The organism is Streptomyces sp. NPDC037273 (genome assembly GCF_055603625.1).
This window is the reverse complement of sequence record NZ_JBVJVO010000003.1, coordinates 91,650-114,158: the sequence shown is the minus strand read 5'-3', so window position 1 is coordinate 114,158 and position 22,509 is coordinate 91,650. Positions and strand designations below refer to the sequence as shown.

General features: G+C 73.0%; 18 protein-coding genes. 10 read left to right on the top strand and 8 right to left on the bottom strand.

Annotation, left to right across the window (positions count from 1 at the left end; genetic code table 11):
* The first annotated feature begins 123 nt into the window (after positions 1-123).
* Complete coding sequence (locus ACZ7G1_RS09840) at positions 124-1,248, top strand: threonine synthase (RefSeq protein ID WP_470872680.1); 1,125 nt, start codon at positions 124-126, stop codon at positions 1,246-1,248.
* A 19-nt stretch (positions 1,249-1,267) separates the two neighbouring features.
* On the opposite strand, the gene ACZ7G1_RS09835 is transcribed toward ACZ7G1_RS09840, so the two are convergent.
* Positions 1,268-2,029, bottom strand: coding sequence for a DUF4232 domain-containing protein (locus ACZ7G1_RS09835; RefSeq protein WP_470872682.1), 762 nt, complete (start codon positions 2,027-2,029; stop codon positions 1,268-1,270).
* Between the two features lie 99 nt (positions 2,030-2,128).
* Positions 2,129-4,774: an AfsR/SARP family transcriptional regulator gene (locus ACZ7G1_RS09830; RefSeq protein WP_470872684.1), complete on the bottom strand. Its 2,646-nt coding sequence runs from the start codon at positions 4,772-4,774 to the stop codon at positions 2,129-2,131.
* Between the two features lie 348 nt (positions 4,775-5,122).
* On the opposite strand from ACZ7G1_RS09830, the gene ACZ7G1_RS09825 reads away from it, so the two are divergent.
* The 3 genes from ACZ7G1_RS09825 to ACZ7G1_RS09815 all read left to right on the top strand — a co-directional run bounded on the left by ACZ7G1_RS09825 (position 5,123) and on the right by ACZ7G1_RS09815 (position 9,740).
* Complete coding sequence (locus ACZ7G1_RS09825; protein WP_470872686.1) at positions 5,123-6,733, top strand: phospholipase A2; 1,611 nt, start codon at positions 5,123-5,125, stop codon at positions 6,731-6,733.
* A 216-nt stretch (positions 6,734-6,949) separates the two neighbouring features.
* Positions 6,950-9,337 carry a proprotein convertase P-domain-containing protein gene (locus ACZ7G1_RS09820; protein WP_470872688.1) on the top strand — a complete coding sequence of 796 codons (2,388 nt, stop codon included), beginning with the start codon at positions 6,950-6,952 and terminating at the stop codon, positions 9,335-9,337.
* A gap of 247 nt (positions 9,338-9,584) precedes the next feature.
* Complete coding sequence (locus ACZ7G1_RS09815; protein WP_470872690.1) at positions 9,585-9,740, top strand: hypothetical protein; 156 nt, start codon at positions 9,585-9,587, stop codon at positions 9,738-9,740.
* 25 nt (positions 9,741-9,765) lie between these two features.
* On the opposite strand, the gene ACZ7G1_RS09810 is transcribed toward ACZ7G1_RS09815, so the two are convergent.
* On the bottom strand, positions 9,766-12,828 hold the full coding sequence (locus tag ACZ7G1_RS09810) for an AfsR/SARP family transcriptional regulator (protein ID WP_471204059.1): 3,063 nt from the start codon (positions 12,826-12,828) through the stop codon (positions 9,766-9,768).
* A 154-nt stretch (positions 12,829-12,982) separates the two neighbouring features.
* Between ACZ7G1_RS09810 and ACZ7G1_RS09805 the strand changes: the two genes are divergently transcribed.
* Entirely contained in the window at positions 12,983-13,744 is a 762-nt protein-coding gene (locus tag ACZ7G1_RS09805) for an AfsR/SARP family transcriptional regulator (protein ID WP_470872693.1), read from the top strand.
* A 19-nt stretch (positions 13,745-13,763) separates the two neighbouring features.
* On the opposite strand, the gene ACZ7G1_RS09800 is transcribed toward ACZ7G1_RS09805, so the two are convergent.
* Complete coding sequence (locus ACZ7G1_RS09800) at positions 13,764-14,339, bottom strand: hypothetical protein (RefSeq protein WP_470872695.1); 576 nt, start codon at positions 14,337-14,339, stop codon at positions 13,764-13,766.
* A 240-nt stretch (positions 14,340-14,579) separates the two neighbouring features.
* Positions 14,580-15,530, bottom strand: coding sequence for an AraC family transcriptional regulator (locus ACZ7G1_RS09795; protein ID WP_470872697.1), 951 nt, complete (start codon positions 15,528-15,530; stop codon positions 14,580-14,582).
* 166 nt (positions 15,531-15,696) lie between these two features.
* Between ACZ7G1_RS09795 and ACZ7G1_RS09790 the strand changes: the two genes are divergently transcribed.
* From ACZ7G1_RS09790 to ACZ7G1_RS09780, 3 genes are all read left to right on the top strand, one after another.
* Positions 15,697-16,527 carry an SDR family oxidoreductase gene (locus ACZ7G1_RS09790; protein ID WP_470872699.1) on the top strand — a complete coding sequence of 277 codons (831 nt, stop codon included), beginning with the start codon at positions 15,697-15,699 and terminating at the stop codon, positions 16,525-16,527.
* 95 nt (positions 16,528-16,622) lie between these two features.
* Positions 16,623-16,892, top strand: coding sequence for a type II toxin-antitoxin system Phd/YefM family antitoxin (locus ACZ7G1_RS09785; RefSeq protein ID WP_465709588.1), 270 nt, complete (start codon positions 16,623-16,625; stop codon positions 16,890-16,892).
* Positions 16,885-17,148: a type II toxin-antitoxin system RelE family toxin gene (locus tag ACZ7G1_RS09780; RefSeq protein WP_470872700.1), complete on the top strand. Its 264-nt coding sequence runs from the start codon at positions 16,885-16,887 to the stop codon at positions 17,146-17,148. Before ACZ7G1_RS09785 ends, ACZ7G1_RS09780 begins: the two co-directional genes overlap by 8 nt.
* 133 nt (positions 17,149-17,281) lie before the next feature.
* Here ACZ7G1_RS09780 and ychF read toward each other — a convergent pair whose 3' ends face one another.
* Entirely contained in the window at positions 17,282-18,370 is a 1,089-nt protein-coding gene (gene ychF / locus ACZ7G1_RS09775; protein WP_470872702.1) for a redox-regulated ATPase YchF, read from the bottom strand.
* A gap of 161 nt (positions 18,371-18,531) precedes the next feature.
* Here ychF and ACZ7G1_RS09770 point away from each other — a divergent pair, with 161 nt between their 5' ends.
* The gene (locus ACZ7G1_RS09770; protein ID WP_470872703.1) at positions 18,532-19,233 is read left to right on the top strand and encodes a DUF6542 domain-containing protein; all 702 of its coding nucleotides are present in this window, start codon (positions 18,532-18,534) and stop codon (positions 19,231-19,233) included.
* Positions 19,234-19,265: 32 nt separating this feature from the next.
* Here the strand turns inward: ACZ7G1_RS09770 and ppgK are convergent, their stop codons facing one another.
* Both ppgK and ACZ7G1_RS09760 read right to left on the bottom strand, forming a co-directional pair.
* Positions 19,266-20,006, bottom strand: a complete 741-nt coding sequence (gene ppgK, locus ACZ7G1_RS09765) for a polyphosphate--glucose phosphotransferase (protein ID WP_470872704.1) — start codon at positions 20,004-20,006, stop codon at positions 19,266-19,268.
* Positions 20,007-20,035: 29 nt separating this feature from the next.
* Positions 20,036-21,055, bottom strand: coding sequence for a 4-hydroxy-3-methylbut-2-enyl diphosphate reductase (locus ACZ7G1_RS09760; RefSeq protein WP_470872706.1), 1,020 nt, complete (start codon positions 21,053-21,055; stop codon positions 20,036-20,038).
* Between the two features lie 54 nt (positions 21,056-21,109).
* Here ACZ7G1_RS09760 and ACZ7G1_RS09755 point away from each other — a divergent pair, with 54 nt between their 5' ends.
* Positions 21,110-22,471, top strand: coding sequence for an APC family permease (locus tag ACZ7G1_RS09755; RefSeq protein ID WP_470872708.1), 1,362 nt, complete (start codon positions 21,110-21,112; stop codon positions 22,469-22,471).
* Positions 22,472-22,509: the final 38 nt, after the last annotated feature.

The following is a 22,509-nucleotide window of genomic DNA, read 5'->3' as shown; positions in this document are numbered from 1 at the left end:
TCACGACGAGCCCGTCCGTCCCCGCCGGCTCCGACGCCCGGCTGACGACCGAAAGATTGGCGGATCCATAGGAATCCCACAAGAGCTCCCGACGACCCGTCATATCCGCGACACACCGCTGCCATGCTGGGCCCCATGACCGCCTACGTGTGCCCCCGTTGCCAGGTCCGGACCCCCACGTCCGCGCTCACCTGGTGTTGTCCGAAGTGCGCAGGCCCCTGGGATCTCGACTTCGCGACCGCGCCGGTTCCCCTCGCGTCACTGGCGTCACGTGTGAATTCATTGTGGCGTTACACGGAGGCACTGCCTCCGCTGCCGTGCGCGCCCGAGGTCACCCTCGGGGAGGGCCGTACGCCCCTCGTCCCCCTCACCGACTCCGTTTCGGCCAAACTCGACTTCCTCATGCCGACCCTGTCCTTCAAGGACCGCGGCGCCGTGATGCTCGCCGCGCACGCGCTGCGGCTCGCGCGCGCCGGAGCCCTCGAACGGGTCGTGGCCGACAGCAGCGGCAACGCCGGCACGGCCGTCGCCGCCTACGGGGCGCGGGCCGGGCTCGACTGCCTCGTGTACGTCCCCGAGGGCACGTCCCCGAAGAAGCTGGAACAGATCCGGGCGCACGGGGCCCGGGTCGTCGAGGTGCCCGGCGACCGCGAGGCCACCGCGCGGGCCGCCCGCGAGGCCGCCGACGAGCCCGGCACCTTCTACGCCTCGCACGTGTACAACCCGTACTTCACGCAGGGCACCAAGACCTATGTGTACGAGCTGTGGGAGGAGCTCGGCGGCCGGCTCCCCGACACGATCGTCGTCCCCGTCGGCAACGGCACGCTCCTGCTCGGCGCCGCCCTCGCCGTCGACGAGCTGCACCGCCACGGCCTCGTGGACACCCGGCCCGCCCTCGTCGCCGTCCAGGCGGAGGCCGTCTCCCCGCTGGCCGCCGCCTTCCACGCGGGCGCGTCCGAGCTCGTCGCCCCCGCCGCCGCCCGCCCCACCCTCGCCGAGGGCATCGCCATCACCGCCCCGCCCCGCGCCGCCCAGATCCTGCGGGCGGTACGGGAGACGGGCGGCACGTTCCTGACGGTGACCGAGGAGCAGATCGGCACCGCCCAGCGGGACCTGGCCCGCCGCGGCCTCTTCGTCGAGGCCACCGGGGTGGCCTGCTGGGCCGCGGTCACCGCCGCCCCTCCCCGCCCCGGCCTCACCGTGGTCCCGCTGTGCGGCGCGGGCGCCAAGACCGGCCTGACGCCCTGACGCCCGTGCCCGCGGCGGATCAGAACTCGTCGGCGCCGTTGCGGAGCTCGTAGGTCCAGTAGCCCGTCTTCGCGGCGGCCTCGTCGACGGCGAGGCCGCCGGCCGGGGCCTTGACGACGACGCTGCCCTCGGCGGGGCCGTCGGCGGCGAAGAGGTTCACGTTGAAGGTGGTGACGACCTTGTTGTCCTCGTGGGCGCCGCCGAGGGCGATCCGCACGTTGGCGTAGGCGGGCGCGCCCGGGTTCAGGACGACCGGGGCGGCCGGCTTGCTCTTCGCGACGGCCGGGACGTCCTTGGCGGTCTGGATCGGGCCGAAGGCGATCAGCGGGTACTGGAGCAGGGTGCAGGAGCGGCCCGAGGTGTTGGTCGCGGTGAGGACGATGTGCTCGGTCGGGACCTCGTCGGCCTTCTTCGCCGTGATCCTGACGTCGCCGTAGGCGCAGGCGGGGGTCTTGCCGGAGGTCTTCGAGCCGCCGGTGGAGCCCGCCTTCGCGCCCGTGGAGCCGGACGAGCCGGTGGAGCCGGAGGCGGTCGAGGAGCCGCCGGTGGACGCCGCCGTGGTGCTGGAGCCGCCGGCCGAGCCGGAGCCCGAGCCGTTCTGGGTGGCGGTCTGGTCCGCCGTACCGCCGGCGGCGGCCGAGGCGCCGGCCGACTGCGCGGCGGAGGCGCTGCCCGCGTCCTTGGCGCCCGCGGTGTCCTCGCCGCCGCAGGCCGTGAGGCCCAGGGAGAGGGCGGCGACCGCGGCGGCGGCCAGGACGGTGTTCTTGCGGATGTTGCGCATGGTGGAGTTCCCCCGTTGACGCGGTCGGCCGGCGCACGTGTTCGTGCTCGGTGCTGTATCCAGCTTCCGGTCTCGCGCTGCCGTCCCGCTTGCGTACCGCTAACGATCCGCTGACAGCCGCGAAAGCCGCTCCGTGGCGCGTACCGAACCTTCCGTGAAGCCCGCCTTGTCGGATGCCGCGATCGCCCGTTCGAGCTGGTCAGCGGCCTCGTCCAGCCGGCCGATGCCGGCGAGCGCCTCGCCGCGGGTGATCTGCAGCTGCGCCTGCACGACCACCGCGTCGGCGGGAACCAGTTCCCCGGCGCGAACGATGTGCGTCAGCGCCCCCGCGTAGTCCTCCGCCCTCAGGCAGTACCCCGCCAGGTGCTGGAGGGTCAGGACCTGGGTGGAGGGGTGGTTGGTGCGGTCGGCGAGCGAGACCGCGTGCAGCATGAGCAGCCCGGCGCGCTCGTGCTCCCCGGTCGCCTCCAGGACGGCCGCGTAGTTGACGTACGCGATGGCCTCGCTGATGGCGTCGCCCGCGCGGGCCGCGAGACCCGGCGCCTTCTCCAGGTGGACGAGGGCCTCGGCGTCCCGGCCCTCCTCGTGCAGGATCCAGCCGAGCAGCGCCCGGGACCGCGACTGGGCGTCGAGGTCGCCGGCCCGCTCGGCGGAGACGAGACCGGCCTCCAGGATCGGCGTCCAGCCGTCCCCGATCCGCATGAGCATCAGCGGCCACTGCACGAGGGCGAGCCGCCAGGCCCGGTCGTGCAGCCCGAGGGCCGCGGCGGCGGCCACGGCGCCCTCCAGGGCGGGGCGCTCGGCCGCGTACCAGTCGAGGGCCGCCGTACGGTCCTCGAACTCCCTGGTCGCGGCGGGCCGGCGGGCGTCGGCGGGCAGCGAGTAGCAGGGCTGGGAGCCCGGCTCGGCGGCGGCGTCGGCCGCGAGGCCCGTGTACAGGTAGTGGTCGAGGAGGCGGATCAGCCCCTCGGGGTCGGCCTGCGGGGCGAGGTGGCGGGCGTACAGGCGCACCAGGTCGTGCGGGGTCCAGCGGCCCGGCACGGACTCGGTCAGCAGATGGGCGGCGGCCAGCCGGTCCAGGTCGACGGAGGCCTGTGTCGGAGACGTACCGACGAGCGCCCCGGCCGCGAAACGGTCCAGGTCGGAGCCCGTGTGCAGACCGATCGCGCGGAACAGGCGGGCCGCGGACTCGGGCAGCTGCTGCACGGTGAGGTGCAGCGCCGCCGACACCCCCCGGTCCTCCACGTCGAGCAGGGCCAGCCGGCTCTGCTCGTCGGCGAGCTCGCCGACCATCGCGTCCAGCGTCCACTGCGGCCGCTCCGCGAGCCGCGCCGCCGTCACCCGCAGCGCCAGCGGCAGCCCGTCGCACAGCCCGGCGAGCCGCGCGGCGGCCTCGGGTTCGGACGCGACCCGCTCCGCGCCGAGCACGGTGGTGAGCAGCGCCGTCGAGTCGGCGGCCGGAAGGTGCCGGAGCGGCACGGGCCGCGCGGCGTCGGAGGCGATCAGGCCGCCGAGCCGGTCACGGCTGGTGATCACCGTCGTGCAGTGGTCGCCGCCCGGCAGCAGCGGCCTGACCTGCTCGGAGGAGCGCGCGTTGTCGAGGAGCACGAGCAGCCGCCGCCCGCCGGTCAGCGAGCGGAACAGCGCTCCGCGGGCCTCGACGGCCTCCGGGATGCGCTGCGCCGGCACGCCGAGCGCGAGCAGGAACTCCCGGAGGACGGCGGCGGTCTCGGGCTCCTGCGTCTCGCTGAAGCCCCGCAGGTCGGCGAAGAGCCGCCCGTCGGGGAACTCGGAGCGCCTGCGGTAGGCCCAGTGCAGGGCGAACGCCGTCTTGCCGACCCCGGCGGGCCCGGTCACCAGACACACCGGCGCCTCCTCGCAGGACACCGCCCGGTCGAGCGCCGCCAGTTCGGCCTCCCGCCCGGTGAAGCCGCGCGGCGCCCGCGGCAGCCCCTCCGGCACCTGTACGTCGGCCGGGGCGGACGGGCGCGGCACGCTCACGGGTTCGGCGGCGCGGAGCAGCGTCGCGTACGCCTCGGCGAGCGTCTCGCCCGGGTCGACGCCCAGCTCCTCGGCGAGCAGCCGCCGCGTCCTGTGGTACCAGTCGATCGCGTCCGACTGGCGCCCCGAGCGGCCGAGCGCCAGCATCAGGGCCGCCGCGAGCGACTCGCGCAGCGGATGCGCGACGGCCTCGGTCCGCAGCACGGCGGCGGCCCTGGCGTGCTCGCCCAGCTTCCCGTACGCCTCCGCGAGCGCCTCCACCGTCGCGAGACGCAGCTCTTCGAGCCCGCTCGCCGCGGCTTCGAGCGGCCTGCTGTGCACCGTGCCGGTCAGCGCGGGGCCCTGCCAGTACGACAGCGCCTCCCGCAGCATCCGCACCGCGTCCGCGGGCTGCCGCTGCACCCCGGCGAGACCGACGAGCTCCTCGAACCGGTGCGCGTCCACCAGCGACTCCGGCATGCGCAGCACGTACGCCGAGCCCTGCGTCGCGAGCTCGACCCCGTACGCCTCGGCCCCGTGCTCCGCCAGGAGCGCCCGCAGCCGGGACACGTGTCCCTGCAGCACCGTCTTCGCGTGCTGGGGCGGCTCGTCCTCCCACAGCGCGTCGATCAACTGCCCCACGTTCACCGCGCTGTTGTGCCTCAGCAGCAGCATCGCGAGGAGACTCGTCCGCTTGGCGGGCCCCAAGGCTACGTCCCTGTCCTCCGCCACCAGCGCAACGGAACCGAGCAGCCTGAACTCCACCTGTACATACCTCCGCGATCCCTGTCCCCCAGGCCCCCCGTCCCCAGCGTTCGAGCATACGTCTCTCCCCACCCACCCCCGCGACGTGACGCCCCCCACCCCCGCTCCCGACCGCCCGTATCCGGACAGTCCACGGCATGGCACGGGGGGCGCCGGGGGCGTCACCGCGCGGGCAACCGGGCGCCATCGGAGAGGTATCGGGGCGGGCGATGACGGAGCCATACCGGATCGAAGGAGCGGCTTCCTAAGTTCCTCGTTGCCGGCCGAGAACGACCGGTACGAACAGGCGAACAGGGGTCGGCCGCGAGGCCCGGACCGTATGCCGCCGGTTACCCGAAGGAACCGAACGTGCGCAGAACCGCGCTTCCCGCAGTCGCGGCAGTGTCACTGGCCCTGCTGCTGCCCCAGTCCGCCATCGCCGAGGAGGTCCCCTCCCCCGCGCTGGAGTCCGGGACGACCCAGCTGATCGGCCCCGGCATGTACCAGTCGGCCGACGACACCTTCCAGATATCCGAGAACGACGTGACGTACGGCCTGATGAGCCGCACCCACACGGTGGACGGCACCGGGCCGGGCGTCGCCCAGGCCCAGGACGCCCCCGCCACCCGCTCCGACCTCGGGGTGTTCGGTCCGAGCTGGGAGACCGAGTTCGTCGGCGGCCAGCTGAACCGCAAGCTGGTCCCCGGCTCCGGTTCGATCACCACCACCGACCTGGACACCGCCGAGTCGGTCCGCTACAACCTGACCGACACCGTGGCCGGCGCCAACGGCGGCAGCATCAACACCTACAAGGCGGCCGACGGCTCCACGCTGGTGGAGAACGTGCAGTGGGACGACCTCGCCGGTGTGCTGAAGACCACGGTCACCGAGACGCTCAACGTCGACCTCGCCCAGGCCGCCTCCGGTGACGACGTGCCGCTGGACTCCACCGGCGCCCCGATCGCCGCCGCCTCCCTCAAGCCGTCCTACACCTGGAAGCAGGTCGGCGGCAGCGGCGACAACTGGCGGGTGACGGCGGTCGGCAACACCGCCTTCAAGCAGACGACGGTCACCTACGACAGCGTCGGCCGCGTCTCCACCGTCAAGGACCCGGCGCGCGCCGACGTCCCCGCGCAGACGGTGAAGGTCAACTACGCCACCGCCACCACGGCCTCCGGCCAGACCCTCGGCGACGTCGCCGGCCAGGTCAAGGACATCACCGTCACCGTCGGCCAGACCGTGTCGACGCTGGCCCGCTACTCGTACGACGGCTCCGGCCTGCTCCGCAAGGTCGTCGACCCGGCGTCCGGCGGCCAGCTCAACACCTACAGCTACGACGCCTCGGACCGGGTCGTCGCCGCCTCCGCCGAGGACGGCGCCGCCTGGCAGCTGACCTACTCCGGTGACGCGGCCGCCCCGCAGTCGGTCGAGACCACCGGCATCCGCCCCGAGGGCGGCAGCGCCGTCCAGGGTGCCCCGAGCCTGGCCCAGGCCGAGGGTGTCGCCCCGGCCGCCGAGGACTTCGGCCCCGGCGAGATCACCTCCGCGCAGGCCTACCCGAGCTACTGCTCCCGGCCCGAGACGTGGATGTGGTACCAGTACAGCGGCTGCGCGACCAAGGTCGCCCACTACGGCTGGCGTAACCCGAGCTGGCGTCAGACCCCGACCGGCGCCTGGGTCATGGGTGTCTACAAGGACCACTGCACCAGCGCCTCCGACAAGCCCGGCGGCTGGGACTTCCGCGCCGCGTGCGACTCGCACGACTACGGCTACGGCACCATCGGCAACACCTACAAGGGCTACCGCTACTACCTGGACCGCAACAAGGGCATCGCCACCGACGTGGCCTTCTACAACATGCTCTACTACAACACCTGCCCGGCGTACTTCTGGAAGAGCGCCTGCCGCTCCACCGCGTACTCGTACTACCTCGGTGTCTTCTACGGCGGCCACCCCAAGAACGGTGCCGACGCCACCTGACGGGCCGTGACACGCAGGGGAACCGGGCAGACGAACGGCCGACGCCGCTGCCCGGTCCCCGCCCCGGGGCCTGACCACACGGCCCCGCCCCCCCTTGAGCTTGCAGTGAACTTCCAGCCCTGAACTCGCGGGCTTCGTGAGCGAGTCACCCCTCCCCTCTCTTTTTCTCTACCGCCGCGGCACCGCCCGCTCGGTGCCTACTCCCTGGAGCCTGTCGTGAAGAGATCTGCTGTGGCCGTCGCGATGGCCTCGGGCCTGCTGCTCGGCGCCCTGCCGGCGGGCCTGGTGCCCCTGGTCGGAGTGGCCCCCGCGGCGGCCGCAGGCGAGGTCCCGGTGGACCCGGCGCTGGAGACCGGGACCCAGGGCGGCGGCACGGTCCGGGTGAACGTGGTGACCCAGACCCGCTCCGACGTGGCCACGGCCGCGGCGGCCGGCGAGACCGAAGTGGCGTACGAGCGGCTGCCGATGGTGACCCTCACCGTGGACCAGGCGGGACTCACCGCCCTCCGCTCCAACCCCGACGTGGTGAGCGTGACGGAGGACATCCCGGTCGCCCCGATGCTGGACGAGTCGACCGTCAAGATCGGCGCGGACAAGGCCTTCGCCGCCGGCGCCACCGGCGCGGGCACCGCGGTCGCGGTCATCGACACCGGTGTCGCGAAGAACCACCCCTTCCTGAGCGGTCGGGTGACGGCCGAGGCGTGCTTCTCGGTCAACGACGAGAGCTACGGCGCGACCAGCCTCTGCCCGAACGGCGAGGCCTCCCAGGAAGGCGCCGGCAGCGCCGACGCCGACACCGGCAGCTGCGCGGAACTGGGCGCGGCCTGCTCGCACGGCACCCACGTGGCCGGCATAGCCGCCGGCAACGGGACCGGCCTGAGCGGCGCCCCCAAGCGCGGCGTGGCCCCCGGCGCGAACATCGTGGCGATGCAGGTGTTCTCCCGCTTCGACTCCGACGACTACTGCGGCGCGGGCAACAGCCCCTGCGTGCTCAGCTTCACCAGCTCGCAGATCAAGGCGCTGGAGAAGGTGTACGCGCTGAAGCAGTCCGGCATGGACATCATCGCCGCCAACATGTCGCTGGGCGCGGGCCGTTGGACCACGTCCTGCGACACCGACCCCCGCAAGTCCGTGATCGACAGCCTGTACTCGGTGGGCGTGGCGACCGTCGTCGCCGCCGGCAACAACGGGTACGGCGACGCGGTCAACGCCCCCGGCTGCGTCCCCTCGGCGGTCACCGTCGGCGCCACGACCGACGACGACCAGGTGGCCTCCTTCAGCAACCGCGGCCCGCTCCTCGACCTGATGGCCCCCGGCACGTCCGTGGTCTCCTCCGTCCCGGGCGGCGGCTACGCCGCGAAGAACGGCACCTCGATGGCGGCCCCGCACGTGACCGGATCGCTGGCGCTGCTGCGCCAGAAGTACCCGACGGAGAGCCTCGCGAACCTGGTGGCGAAGCTGGGCACCACCGGCACGCCGATCACGTACACCGGTGCCGTCACGCCCCGCATCGACGTCGGCAAGGCCGTCGTCGGCACGGTCGCCCCGGAGCCGGCCCCGGCCGCCCGGCCCCGCCCGTCCCAGGTCTTCGACGACACCGACCGGGTCATCCCCGACCCCGGCACCGTCGAGGCCCCGCTGACCGTCACCGGTGTCCCGGGCAACGCGCCCAAGGCGCTCCGGGTCGAGCTGGAGGGCCGGCACGACTGGCGCGGTGACCTCAAGATCGACCTGATCGGCCCCGACGGTCGGCTGTACCGCCTGAAGTCCACCTCCGCCACCGAGACGGGCGGCGCGCTCGGCGCCTTCACCGTCGACGCCTCCGCCTCCCCCGCCTCCGGCACCTGGAAGCTCCAGATCACCGACGCCTCCGCCGGCGGCAAGGGCACCCTCTACGGCTGGTCGCTGAACTTCCCCACCCCCTTCGCCATGACCGGCAACCTCAGCGTCCCCGACGGCGGTTCGGTCACCTCCGACCTCACCGTGGACGGCATCGGCGGCAAGGCCCCGGCCGCCCTCCAGGTCGCCGTGGACGTCACCCACGAGTGGCGCGGCGACGTCCGGATCGACCTGCTCTCGCCCGACGGCCGCACGTACCCGCTGCGTTCGACCTCCACCGCCGCCACCGAGAACGGCGGGGTGCTCCGCGAGACCTACCGGGTGGACGCCTCCGCCTCCCCGGCCGACGGCAAGTGGACGCTGAAGGTCTCCGACCCGTACACCGGCTCGGTCGGCACCCTCAACGCCTGGTCGATGACCTTCCCCTCGTACGAGGTGCAGACCCCGCACGCGGTCCCGGACCCGGGCACCATCGAGGTCCCGGTCACCGTCACCGGCATCACGGGCAACGCGCCGAAGAACCTCCAGGTGTACCTGCACGCCACCCACACCTGGCGCGGTGACCTCGACGTCCACCTGGTCGCCCCGGACGGCAAGGTCTACCTGGTCAAGGAGTCCGTCGAGGACGAGGGCAACGGCGTGATCCAGCAGGTCTACACGGTCGACGCCTCCGCCTCCCCGGCGAGCGGGGTCTGGAAGCTCCGGGTCGAGGACATCTCCGCCGGCTCCGCCGGCACCCTCGACCACTGGACCCTGAAGTTCTGACCACTGGACCCTGAAGTTCAGACCACTCCCCCCCCCAGCGCGGCCCCCGGTTTCCCCCACCGGGGGCCGCGCCCTTTTCCGCAGGCGGGAGCGACGGAGAAGGGACGGGAAGGGGAACGGATAGCGGGCCGATAAGGATTCGAAGTCCCCTCCCCCTAACGTCTGTCCATGTCAGAGCGAGTCGCTCGGGGAACGGACCGGCAAGGGGCCGGAGTCCGGTGGGCGACAAGTCAGAAGGAGCGGGGACATGGGGAACAAGCACCTGATCAAGGCCATCGTCGCGATCACCGCGGTCATCACCGGCGTCGTGCTCGCCGCCGGCACCGCGGTGGCCGGCGGCACGACCGCGACGGCCGCCGCCGGCGAGACCGTGACGATCGTCCAGACCGAGCCCTGGGACTGAGCGGCGGCCCGAACGGCCGCCCGGATCAAGCCTTCTGCGGGAGTTCCGCGCCCGAGGCCCGCGTCTCCTCCAGTTCGACCCTGAGGAGGTGCAGGCGGTCGAGGAGGACCGTACTGCCGGTCTCCTCGGCCAGCGCGAGCGCGGCGGCCAGGTCCTCGTCGGCCCGGTCGGCGCGGCCGGCCCGCAGACGGGTCTCGGCCAGACCGAGCAGGACGTAGGCCATGCCGAGCCGGTCGTGCTTGGCACGGACGATTCCGGCCGCCTCGGTCAGCGCCTCCTCCGCCTCCGGCAGCCGGCCGGCCACCAGGAGGGCCCGTCCCAGGCGGTGGAACGCCTGGGCCGCGCCCCGGGTCGCGCCCAGCCCCCGGGCCAGCGCGACCGCCTCCCCGCCGAGGCGCACCGCCTCCTCCGGATCCCCCGCGTCCAGGGCGATCTGCGCGAGGTTGTTGAGCGCGTGGGCCTGCGCGGAGAGGTCACCGGCGGCCCGCAGCGCGGGCAGCGCCCCGTCCAGGAGTACGCGCGCGGCGCCCGCGTCGCCCCGCTGACGGACCACGACGGCCAGCTTGCAGGCGTTCAGCGCGGCCCCGTAGACCTCGCCGCCGGCCCGCAGCACACCGTCCGCCTCCTCCAGGAGCCGGACGGCGGCCTGCGACTCGCCCCGGTAGAGATGGGCGGCACCCAGCTCGCCGAGCATCACGCCCTCGCCCTGCCGGTCCCCGGCGGCCCGTGAGGCCGCGAGGCCCTCCTCGCAGAGGCGGCGCCAGTCGTCGGTGTTGCTGCGGATCTCGCAGAAGCCGACGGTCGACGAGGCCAGGTCCCAGGCGAGCGCGGCCAGCCCGAGACCGGCGGCCTGCGTCACGGCCGCCACCAGGCAGTGGCGTTCGGAGTCGAACCAGTCCAGCGGGCGCACCAGCAGGTCGTCCAGGAGGTCCCGGTCGACGTGCGGGCGGGGCGCGGGGCCGTGCACCACCGAGTGGTCGCCGCCGTACTCGCGGCGATGGGCGGCCTCGGCGACGGTCAGCCAGCTGTGCAGCGCCCGGTCCCTGGCCGCCTCGGCGGCCGGGCGGTCGGGGTCCTCCTGGGCGCGTTCGCGCGCGTACAGGCGGAGCAGGCTCTGGAAGCGGTAGCGGTACTGGCCGGTGGCGTCCGGGCCCGAGACCTCCAGGAGGTGCGCGTCGGTGAGCTCGTCCAGATACTGCTCGGCGGTCTCCACCGGGCAGTCGAGGAGCGCGGCGACGGCCCAGGCCGGCACGTCGGGGACGTCGAGGAGCGACAGCCGCCGGTACACGGAGGCGAGGACCGGCGACAGACAGCCGTGGCTCAGTTCGAAGCTGGCCCGCACCCGGCTGCCGCCCAGGCTCAGCTCGTCGAGACGGCGGTGCTCGTCGGCCAGCCGGTCGGCGAGGCGGCGCACCGTCCAGTGCGGGCGGGTGGCCAGCCGGGCGGCGGCGATGCAGAGGGCCAGCGGCAGCCCGTCGCAGAGTTCGGCGAGCCGGGCCGTCTGCGCGGGAGAGGCTGCGGTACGGCCTCCGGTGACGATCCGGTCGAGCAGCGCCGTCGAGTCGGCCTGGTCGAGCACCCCGAGCGGCACCCGGACGGCGCCGTGCCGCAGCACCAGCTCCTCCATGCTCTCCCGGCTCGTGACGACCACACAGCAGCCTCCGTTGGCCGGAAGCAGCGGCGCGACCTGCGAGAACGACGAGGCGTCGTCGAGGACGACGAGGACCCTACGGCCGCGCAGCAGCCTGCGGTACAGCGATATCCGGGACGCCTCGTCATCGGGAAGCCGGTCGCCGGGCGCGCCGAGCGAACGCAGCAGCCGGCCGAGCACCTCACCGGGAGCGGTCGGGGCGGAGCCCAGGTCCACATGGAGGCAGCCGTCCGGGAAGGAGCCGGCCGCGCGGTGCGACCAGTGCACGGCCAGCGCGGTCTTCCCGATCCCGGCCACCCCGGTGACCAGCGCGACCCGAGGCGGCTCGCCGTCCGGCCGCCCGTCGAGCAGCGCGTCGAGCACCTCGGTCTCGGCGGTCCGCCCGGTGAACGACGGGATGTTCGGGGGGAGGTCGGAAGGGGCGAGGGGCTGCGCGGCGGGGAGGGCGCTGACGGCGGTGACGGCGGGGACGGCGGGGACGGCGGGGACGGCGGTGGGGCGGTCCACGGGAGCGGGTGCCTCGCCGGACGGGTCCACGGGCGCGACCGACGTCCGGGCCTCCGGCTGACCGGCCGTGAGGGGTACGGCGGGTCCCACGGGTGCGGTCGCCGGGACGGTCACGGCGGGCGCGACCGGCGCGACCGGCGCCGGGACGTTCACCACGGCCTCGGGCACGGTCGGCGGCGCCGCGATCGCCGCGTCCTCGCAGAGGACCGCGTTGTGCAGCTCGCGCAGCGCGGCGCCGGGTTCGAGCCCCAGCTCGTCGACGCACAGCTGATGGCCGGCGCGGAAGGTCTCCAGGGCGTCGGCGCGGCGGCCGGAGCGGTACTGGGCGAGCATCAGCGAGTGCCGGGTGCGCTCCCGCAGCGGGTGCTCCCTGACCAGCGCGGCCAGTTCGGCGGTGAGCTCCTGGTGGCGGCCGAGGGCGAGCCGCAGTTCCGCGTGCTCGTCGAGCGCGGTCAGCCGCTGCTCCTCCAGCCAGCAGGCCTCCTGCTCGAGGGCGTAGCCGGTCAGGCCGTCCAGGGCGGGACCGTGCCACAGGGCGAGGGCCCGCCGGTACGCGTCGGCGGCCTCCGCCGCACGGCCGGAGCCCGCGAGGGCGGAGGCCTGCCCGGTCAGGGCGAGGAAGTCCACGAGGTCGAGCCCGTGGCCGTCGGTGTCGAGCCGGTAGCCGGGGTGGGAGGTGACGATGACCTCGTCGTCGACGCCGGCCTCCCGGAACAGCTTGCGCAGCTGGGCGACGCAGATGGAGATCTGGGTGCGGGCGGTGGGCGGCGGCGAACCGTCCCAGACGGTCTCGGCGAGCTCGTCCACGGAGACCGTGCGGCCGCGCCGCAGCAGGAGCAGGGCGAGGACCGCGCGCTGGCGGGCCCCGGCCAGCCGGATCTCCCGGTCCTCACAGGCCAGCCGGAGTGTCCCGAGCAGGCAAAACCGCATCGTCGCCAATCCAGCCCCCCTGAAAGTTGTCATGATCATAATCGCTGGTGGGCGGCTCCGACAGAGGGAAGGGGCACCGTCCCGACAGGCGGTCCCGAGCGCCGATAAGAGGCCGATACCGAGAGGATGGGCGGCCCGCCTACGGTCGCTCCCCATGACGCCCTTCGTGGAGACGACCCTGCTCGGACCGGTCCGCATCCGGGCCGCGTCCGGGGACGCGGAGAACGCCCTCGGCGGCGCGAAGCCCCGTACGGTCCTCGCCGCGCTGCTGCTCGCCGACGGACGGGTCGTCCCCGACGGCCGACTGATCCGCGCCCTGTGGGGCGAGCGCCCCCCGGCCCGAGCCGTCGCCCAGCTCCACACCTACGCCTCCCGGCTGCGCGCCCCCCTCGACGGGGCCGCCCGGCTCGAACGGGTGGGACGCGGCTACCGCCTCACGCCCGTCCCGGGCCGGCTCGCCTGCGACCACCACCTCTTCGCGGAGCGCGCCGCGCTCGGCGGGGAGCTGCTGCGCCAGGGGGACCCGCGACGCGCCGCCGCCGTCCTGCGCTCCGCGCTCGACCTCTGGCAGGGCGACGCCCTCGCCGACACCACCGACGAGCTGGCCCAGGAGGAGCGCCCCTGGCTGGAGGAGGCCCGGCTCACGGCCCTGGAGGACCGCGCCGAGGCCGAGCTCGCCACCGGTCTGCCGCACGGACTGGTCGCCGAACTGACCCGCCTCGTGGCCCGCCACCCCCTGCGCGAGCGCTACCGCTCCCTGCTCATGACCGCCCAGTGCCGCGCCGGCCAGCCCGCCGCGGCCCTCCTCGAATTCCACTCCGGCCGCGCACTCCTCGCCGACCGCCTCGGCGTCGCCCCCGGCCCCCTTCTCACCCGCACCTTCGAACTGGCCCTCGCCGGCGACCTCGCCGGCTGAACGGCCCGTCCTGCCGTTCTCAGCCGGGCAGCAGCGCGAGCGCGCCCGCCACATCCGTCACACCGCCGGCGCCGTCGTCCTCAAGCGCCGCCAACACGGCGTCGACCGCCTCGCACGCCCACCCCGAGCGCTCCTCATCCCCCGCCCGCCACAGCCACACCAGCGCGGCCCCGGCGTAACACAGCGCGTACCTGGCCACGAGCCGCCCGGCATCAGGCCCCTCGGGCACGTCCGCACCCTCGGCCAGCTCCCAGTGCAGCCGGTCGGCCGCCTCCGCGAGCCGCTCCACCCGGGCCCCCATCACCGTCCCCGCGGACTCCCTGCTCAGCCCCGGCAACGACTGCACCACCGCACAGCCCCACCCGTCGTCCACGGGCCCGCCGCCACCCGGCTCCCCCACCAGCCCGGCCGCCGCCCTGAACAACGCCCCACCATCGGTCCGCTCCCCCGCGAACCCCCGCACCAACTCCGGCACCCGCCCCAACAGCACCTCCGGCGTCCCCTCGAACACCGCCGCCGTCACCGGCCCCTGCCCCGGCAGCAGCCGTAACGTCGCCGCCGCGTACCCGAGCACCGCCCCCCGTACTCCCCCCACACCCACTCCTCCCACCGTCCCCCGCAGGTCCGGGGTCGAAGGACCAACATCGCGGAGCCCCCTGCACAGGTTCTGTATTTTCCCCGCACTCCCCCCACCAAGATCGAAATCCAGACACACCGAAGGCACCGGACACGCCCCGAGGCGGAAGGAACCACTGAAGCGCCGGACGCTTCCGGTCACTTCCGGTCGCATCCGGTCGCTTCCCGTCCTACGACGCGGCCACCTGGACCGGTCGGATCAGGTGCCCTCGGGCTGTGCGAGCGCCTCTCTCCGGTAGCGACCGGGAGGCAGGCCGCGCTCGCGCGCGAAGGCCCGGGAGAACGTGAACTCCGACGTGTAGCCGACCGCCTCGCCGATGTCGGAGACCAGCCGGCCGGTGTCGCGCAGCAGCCGCGACGCCAGGGCGATCCGCACGCGGGAGAGGTAGGCCAGCGGCGAGACGCCCACCAGCTGCTTGAACTGCCGGGCGAAGGCCGGGCGGGACATCGCCACGTCGCGCGCGAGGGACTCCACGGTCCAAGGCCGCTGCGGCGCCTCGTGCATGAGGGAGAGCGCGGCGCCGATACGCGGATCCCGCAGCGCCGTCAGCCAGGACCGCGGTCCGGAGTGCGCCTCGGTGCCCGCGCTGTCGAGCCAGGCGCGGATGACCTGGACGAACAGGACGTCGGTCAGACGAGCCGCGACGGCCCGCGACCCGGGCCGCTCCCGCGTGCTCTCCAGGGCCAGAAGCCGGACGATTCCCTGGAGTTCGGGATCGGCGCTCATCCCCGGGACATGGATCACCGCGGGCAGAGCCGACAGCACCGGATGCCGCGAGGCGTCATCGTCATAGTCGAACTTGCCGCACACGATACGTACGACAGGACCCTGACCGCCGAGGTCCAGAACTCCGTCGCGCCCGACCGGATGCGCGGCCTCCAGCTCCGCGTACGGCACGGCCGCCTGCTCCGGGCTGCCGGCCAGATGGTGCGGCTCGCCCAGCGGGAGCAGGACGACATCCCCCGCCACCAACTGACGTGGCGGCCCCTCGGCCACCCGCAGCCAACAGGTCCCCTCAGCGATCAGATGGAACCCGGCCGTACCCAACCGCTCCAGGCCACAGCCCCACTCCCCGCCACGGGCACGGAGCTGCGCGAGCAGCACCCCTTTGAACCCGGTGGCCGCCAGCACGTCCCCCAGCACATCCATACCCAGGACCCTACCCCCTCACTTCCTCTCTCCCATCGAGAGGAAAGAGCAAGAACTCCGATAGTCCTTGCCATGGAGTGACCCATCTGGCCTCCCTAGAGTCAATGCCGTGAGGGAGCGACACACCGAATCCCCACACCCACCACCCACCACCATGGAGAACACCATGAGCAAGGTCTGGTTCGTCACCGGCTCCTCCCGCGGCTTCGGCCGCCAGTTCGTCGAGGCCGCCCTGTCCCGCGGGGACAAGGTCGCCGCCACCGCCCGCAACCCCGACACCTTGTCCGACCTGGTCGACCGGTACGGGGACTCCGTCCTCGCCCTCGACCTGGACGTCACCGACAAGGCCGCGGTCCACAAGAGCGTCACGCGGGCCCACGACCACTTCGGCCGCCTCGACGTCATCGTGAACAACGCCGGCTACGGCCTGTTCGGCGCCGTCGAGGAACTGACCGAAGAAGCCCTCCGCGACCAGCTGGAGACCAACCTCTTCGGCGCCCTCTGGGTCACCCAGGCCGCCCTCCCCTACCTCCGCGAGCAGGGCAGCGGCCACATCGTCCAGATCTCCTCCACCGGCGGCGTCGCCTCCTGGCCCCTGGTCGGCGGCTACCACGCCTCCAAGTGGGCCCTCGAGGGCCTGAGCGAGTCCCTCGCCCAGGAAGTCTCCGCCCTCGGGATCAAGGTCACCCTCGTCGAGCCCGGCGCCTACGCCACCGACTGGGCCGGCTCCTCCGCCGTCTCCTCCGACCCGATCCCCGTCTACGACGACGTCCGCGCAGCCCTCGGCGCCTTCATGCAAACCCTCGACCTCGGCACCCCCTCCGCCGCCGGCGCCGCCCTCCTCAAGCTCGTCGACTCCGACAACCCCCCACTCCGCGTCTTCTTCGGCACCCAGGGCAACACCATGCTCCCCCAGCTCTACGCCGACCGCCTCAAGACCTGGTCCGACTGGCACGACCTCGCCACCGAGGCCCAGGGCACCACCCCTACGGCCTGACCGCACCGCGCACCCACGACAAAGGCCGCCCGACCCGCCCCACCGAGTCAGCGGCCGCGTTGTGTACACATGCGACACTCGGTACTCTTGAGCGCATGACGCAGCCTCTACCCGTAGAGTCCATCCGAGACGTGCGAGCCCACCTCGCCGAGGTCGTGGAGCGCGCCGACCGCGACGACGTGCCCACGGTGATCACACGCCGAGGCAAGGAAGTCGCCGCCGTCGTCTCCATCGAGGTGTTGCGCAAGTACCAGGAGTGGGAAGAGCGCGAGATCAATCGCATCATCGACGAGCGCATGGCCAACCCGGCGCCCGGTATCCCCATCGAGGACGTCATGAGGGAGACGCTGGCGCGCGGTGAATGAGTACCGAACCGTCTTCCGCCCCGAGGCGCAGGCCGAACTTCGGAAGATCCCCCGTGACATGGCGCTGCGCATCCTGGCCAAGCTGACCGAGCTGGAGACCGACCCGCTCGGCTTCAACACCACGGCGCTCGTGTCCCAGCCCGAACGTCGCCGCCTGCGCGTCGGCGACTACCGCGTCGTCTACACGATCGACAACGGAGAGCTGGTGATCTGGGTCGTTCACGTGGAACACCGGTCCACCGTTTACGAGACCTGATCTCCGCTGACCCCACATCAGAACATCCGGCACCCATCCAGCACGGTGACGACGAAGGGGTCGGACTCGACAGAGCCCGACCCCTTCTGACGTGCACGTTCGACTCGACGCCTCACGTGCAGTGTGCGCACGACTAGACGTTGAAGCGGAACTCCACCACGTCGCCGTCCTGCATGACGTATTCCTTGCCCTCCATGCGGGCCTTGCCGGCGGAGCGGGCGTCGGCGACGGAGCCGGTGGCGACGAGGTCGGCGAAGGAGATGACCTCGGCCTTGATGAAGCCCTTCTGGAAGTCGGTGTGGATGACACCGGCGGCCTCGGGGGCGGTGGCGCCCTGCTTGATGGTCCAGGCGCGGGATTCCTTGGGGCCGGCCGTCAGGTAGGTCTGGAGGCCGAGGGTGGCGAAGCCGACGCGGGCGAGGGTGGCGAGGCCGGGCTCCTCGGCGCCGACGGACTGGAGGAGCTCCATGGCGTCCTCCTCGTCGAGCTCGGCGAGGTCCTGCTCCAGCTTGGCGTTGAGGAAGATGGCCTCGGCGGGGGCGACGAGGGCGCTCTGCTCGGCCTTGAAGGCGTCGTCGGTGAGCTCGTCCTCGTCGACGTTGAAGACGTAGAGGAAGGGCTTGGTGGTGAGGAGGTGGAGGTCGTGGAGGAGCTCCGCCTTCTCCGAGCCCTGGACGATGCCCTGCGAGAAGAGGGTGTCGCCCTTCTCCAGGATCGCCTGGGCGGCCTCGACGGCGGCGACCTTCGGCGCGGTGTCCTTCTTGATCCGCATCTCCTTCTGGAGGCGCGGCAGGACCTTCTCGATCGTCTGGAGGTCCGCGAGGATCAGCTCGGTGTTGATCGTCTCGATGTCGTCCTTCGGCGAGACCTTGCCGTCGACGTGGACGACGTTCTCGTCCTTGAAGGCGCGGATGACCTGGCAGATCGCGTCCGACTCGCGGATGTTCGCGAGGAACTTGTTGCCGAGGCCCTCGCCCTCGCTGGCGCCGCGGACGATGCCCGCGATGTCGACGAAGTCGACGGTGGCCGGGAGGATCCGCTGGGAGCCGAAGATCTCCGCGAGCTTGGTCAGGCGGGCGTCGGGGACGCCGACGACGCCGACGTTGGGCTCGATCGTGGCGAACGGGTAGTTGGCCGCCAGCACGTCGTTCTTGGTCAGGGCGTTGAACAGGGTCGACTTGCCGACATTCGGCAGACCGACGATTCCGATCGTGAGCGACACGGTGGCGACTTCCTGAAGTGTGGACGGGGGGCCGATCCCCCAGTTTACGGGCGGGGAGAACCGGCCAGTGACGCCGACCTTCGGTCGATCTCGGGCGCAACGTCACCCAAAGGGCGTGTCCCGGACCCGGTTCCCGGCCCTTTCCGACCTACGTTGGTGGTGTGGAGCAGCACAGGACAAGTCAGCCGCAAGGCCGCCGACGGCCGCAAACCCCCGTCACGCCGCCTCCCGCGCTCGTCGAGGGCGCGGCCGTCTACCGGGTGACCGGCAGGTCCGGGCGGGCCCCCGGCGGCGCCCGGGTGGAACGGGCCATGGCCGCGGGGGTGGCGGGCGCCGCCGCCGTACCCGGACGCGGTCCCGGCCGGCCGGCGGGCGCCCGGCCCGTGCCGCCCGTCGTCCTCGCCCTGCGCCGGCTGCCCTCGCCGCGCCTGACCGGGCTCGGCGCCGGGCTCTTCGCCTCCGCCGTCATGCTGACGCTCGGCTTCCTCGACCTGCTGCTCCTCGACGGCTCGCCGGTCGTCTACGGGCTGCTGTTCCTGCCGGTCAGCGCCCTGACCGCGCTCTGGGTCCGTACCGCCGACCTCGTCACGGCCCCGATCGGCGTCCCCATCGCCTTCGCCGTCGGCGTCGTGCCCATCGCGGGCGGTACGGGTGGGCTCGGCGGGCAGGCCATGGCCGTCGTCACCGCGCTCGCGGTCCACGCGGGCTGGCTCTACGGCGGCACCCTCGTCGCCGGCCTCATCGCCAGCTTCCGCAAGGTCCGCGAGATGGGCCGCCGCCACCAGCGCCCGTCCCGCGCCCCCGCGGGAGGCGCCGGAGCCCCCGACCCGGCCCGCGGCCCCCGCCGCCGCCCCGTCGCGTGACGCCCCGCCCCTTCGCGTAGAGGGCCGGTTCCCTACCCCCGCGCCGCCATCGCCGCGCCGACGATGCCGGCGTTGTTCTGGAGTTCGGCGGGGAGGATCTCGGCGCGGATGCCGTCGATGAGCGGGAGGAACTTGTCGGCTTTGCGGCTGACGCCGCCGCCGATGATGAAGAGCTCGGGGGAGAAGAGCATCTCGACGTGGGCGAGGTACCTGCGGAGGCGGCGGGTGGCCCAGTGCTCCCAGCTGAGGCCTTCGTCCTCGCGGGCCTTGGTGGAGGCGCGGGTCTCGGCGTCGTGGCCCTTGAGTTCGAGGTGGCCGAGTTCGGTGTTGGGGACGAGGTGACCGTCGGTGAAGACGGCGGAGCCGATGCCGGTGCCGAGGGTGAGGAGGATGACGGTGCCCTTGCGGCCGCGGCCGGCGCCGAAGGTCATCTCGGCGACGCCGGCGGCGTCGGCGTCGTTGAGGACGGTGACGGGGAGGCCGCCGAGGCGGTCGCGGAGGAGGGCGCCGGCGTCGACGTCGATCCAGGACTTGTCGACGTTGGCGGCGGTGCGGACGGTGGAGCCGGTCACGACGCCGGGGAAGGTGACGCCCACCGGGCCGGTCCAGCCGAAGTTCGCCACGACCTCCGCGACACAGCCCGCCACACCGTCGGGTGTGGCGGGCTGTGGGGTCAGGACCTTGTGGCGCTCCGCGGCGAGGGTGCCGCGCTCCAGATCCACGGGGGCGCCTTTGATGCCCGAGCCGCCGATGTCCACTCCGAAGACGTTCATGGACCCACGGTAAGGGCTCGGGGGCTTCGCTACTCCTTGACGGGAGCGGCGGCGGCGAGCTTCTCCGCCTCGGCGCGGAGGTCCTTGTTGCGGAGCTCCTTGGGCAGCGAGAAGGTCAGGGACTCGTCGGCGGTCTTGACGATCTCGACGTCCGCGTAGCCGCGCTCGGAGAGCCACTCCAGGACCTCCTGGACGAGGACGTCCGGGACCGAGGCGCCGGAGGAGAGGCCGACGCTGGTGACGCCTTCGAGCCAGGCCTCGTCGATCTCGCTGGCGAAGTCGACGAGGTACGCGGCGGGGACGCCGGCCTGCTTGGCGACCTCGACCATGCGGATCGAGTTCGAGGAGTTCTTGGAGCCGACGACGATCACGAGCTCGGCCTGGCCGGCGAGCTCCTTGATGGCGGTCTGGCGGTTCTGGGTGGCGTAGCAGATGTCGTCGGACGGCGGGGAGATCAGCTGCGGGAACTTCTCCTTGAGCGCGTCGACCGTCTCCATGGTCTCGTCGACCGAGAGGGTGGTCTGGGAGAGCCAGACGACCCGGGAGGGGTCGCGGACCTCGATCTTGGCGACGTCGCCGGGGCCGTCGACCAGCTGGATGTGGTCGGGGGCCTCGCCGGAGGTGCCGATGACCTCCTCGTGGCCCTCGTGGCCGATGAGGAGGATGTCGAAGTCGTCGTTGGCGAAGCGGACGGCTTCCTTGTGGACCTTGGTGACCAGGGGGCAGGTCGCGTCGATGGTCGCGAGGCGGCCCTGGCGGGCCTCCTCGTGGACGGTGGGGGCGACGCCGTGCGCGGAGAACATCACGATGTTGCCCGGCGGGACCTCGGTCGCCTGGTCGACGAAGATCGCGCCCTTACGCTCCAGGGTCTGGACGACGTACTTGTTGTGGACGATCTCGTGGCGCACGTAGATCGGGGCCCCGTACTGCTCCAGGGCCTTCTCCACGGCGATCACGGCACGGTCGACGCCCGCGCAGTAGCCACGGGGTGCGGCGAGCAGGACACGCTTCGGGCGGTTCGTCGCGGGCGTTGCAGTCATGCGTCCCATCGTAAGGCCGCGTCGGTGAGCGCTTTGATCGGCGTGGTGGCCGAAACTGTGGCCATGGCCGAGGAAACGCAGGTGGCGGCGGACGGGGAACACACCGGTCTTCGACGGAATCTCGGGTTCCGTGACCTGGTGGTCTACGGGTTGCTCTTCATCGCCCCGATGGCCCCGGTGGGCGTCTTCGGCACGCTCGACGCGAAGTCGGAGGGCGCGGTCGCACTGGTGTACCTCGTGGCGACGGTGGCCATGGCGTTCACGGCGTTCAGCTACGCCCAGATGGTCCGGGTCGCCCCGCAGGCCGGTTCGGTCTTCACCTACGCCCGCAAGGGGCTCGGGGAAGGACCGGGGTTCATCGCCGGGTGGATGGCGATGCTGGACTACCTGCTGATCCCGGCGGTCGCCTATCTCTTCGCGGGCATCGCGATGGAGGCGCTGGTCCCGGAGGTGGACCGGTGGGTGTGGACCGGGATCGCGGTGGTCGTCACCACCCTCCTGAACCTGTGGGGCGTACGGGCGGCGGCCCGGGTCGGCTTCGCGGTGCTCGCCATGGAGATCGCGGTCCTGCTCGTGTTCGTCGTGTCGGCGGTCGTGGTGCTCGTACGGGACGGGGCGCGGCGCGACTGGTGGTCGCCGCTGACCGGGGACACCGGCTTCTCGGCGGCCGCCGTGCTCGGCGCGGTGTCGGTGGCCGTCCTGTCGTATCTGGGCTTCGACGCGATCGCCTCGTTCGCGGAGGAGGTGACGGGGGGCTCGGCGAAGGTCGCGCGGGCGGTGCTGTTCTGTCTGGCGCTCGCGGGGCTGCTGTTCGTGGCGCAGTCGTGGCTGGTGGCGCTCCTCGAACCGGTCTCGTCCGCGGAGCTCGCCGCCGATCCGGGGAAGCAGGGTTCGGCGTTCTACGACGCCGTGGACGTGTCCGTCGGCGGGTGGCTGCACGACCTGGTGGCGGTCTCGAAGGCGATCGGCGCGGCGTTCGCGGCGCTGGCGGGGCAGGCGGCGGGCGGGCGGCTGCTCTTCGCGATGGGCCGCGACCGGCGGCTGCCGGGTGTGCTCGCCCGTACGGACTCGGGTGTGCCGCGGGTGGCGCTGCTCGTGGCGGCGACGGTGACGATGATCGCGGCGCTGTGGGCGGCCCGGCGGGACGACGGCCTCGACCACCTGGTGTCGGTGGTCGACGTCGGCGCGCTGACCGCGTTCGTCCTGCTGCACGCGAGCGTGGTGGGCTGGTTCGCCGTACGCCGCTCGGAGGGGCCGCCGAACTGGCTCAAGCACGTCGTCGTGCCCCTGGTCGGCGCCGCGATCCTGATCGCCGTCATCGTCGAGGCCTCGACCGCCGCCCAGATCGTCGGCGCCGTCTGGCTGGCCGTCGGCCTCGCCGTCCTGGCCGTCCAGGGCGCCACGAGGACCTCCACGCGCGCGTGACGCCGGGCGGGCGCGGGCTCCGCGCGGTCCTGACGTTG

Bases quoted from the DNA above. Each gene is read 5' to 3' on its own strand.
- ACZ7G1_RS09805 (WP_470872693.1), top strand. From the start codon at position 12,983: ATGACGCCCTTCGTGGAGACGACCCTGCTCGGACCGGTCCGCATCCGG.
- ACZ7G1_RS09785 (WP_465709588.1), top strand. From the start codon at position 16,623: ATGACGCAGCCTCTACCCGTAGAGTCCATCCGAGACGTGCGAGCCCAC.
- ppgK (WP_470872704.1), bottom strand. From the start codon at position 20,006: ATGAACGTCTTCGGAGTGGACATCGGCGGCTCGGGCATCAAAGGCGCC.
- ACZ7G1_RS09840 (WP_470872680.1), top strand. From the start codon at position 124: ATGCTGGGCCCCATGACCGCCTACGTGTGCCCCCGTTGCCAGGTCCGG.
- ACZ7G1_RS09790 (WP_470872699.1), top strand. From the start codon at position 15,697: ATGAGCAAGGTCTGGTTCGTCACCGGCTCCTCCCGCGGCTTCGGCCGC.
- ACZ7G1_RS09795 (WP_470872697.1), bottom strand. From the start codon at position 15,530: ATGGATGTGCTGGGGGACGTGCTGGCGGCCACCGGGTTCAAAGGGGTG.
- ACZ7G1_RS09835 (WP_470872682.1), bottom strand. From the start codon at position 2,029: ATGCGCAACATCCGCAAGAACACCGTCCTGGCCGCCGCCGCGGTCGCC.
- ACZ7G1_RS09760 (WP_470872706.1), bottom strand. From the start codon at position 21,055: ATGGGACGCATGACTGCAACGCCCGCGACGAACCGCCCGAAGCGTGTC.
- ACZ7G1_RS09810 (WP_471204059.1), bottom strand. From the start codon at position 12,828: ATGCGGTTTTGCCTGCTCGGGACACTCCGGCTGGCCTGTGAGGACCGG.
- ACZ7G1_RS09815 (WP_470872690.1), top strand. From the start codon at position 9,585: ATGGGGAACAAGCACCTGATCAAGGCCATCGTCGCGATCACCGCGGTC.
- ACZ7G1_RS09755 (WP_470872708.1), top strand. From the start codon at position 21,110: ATGGCCGAGGAAACGCAGGTGGCGGCGGACGGGGAACACACCGGTCTT.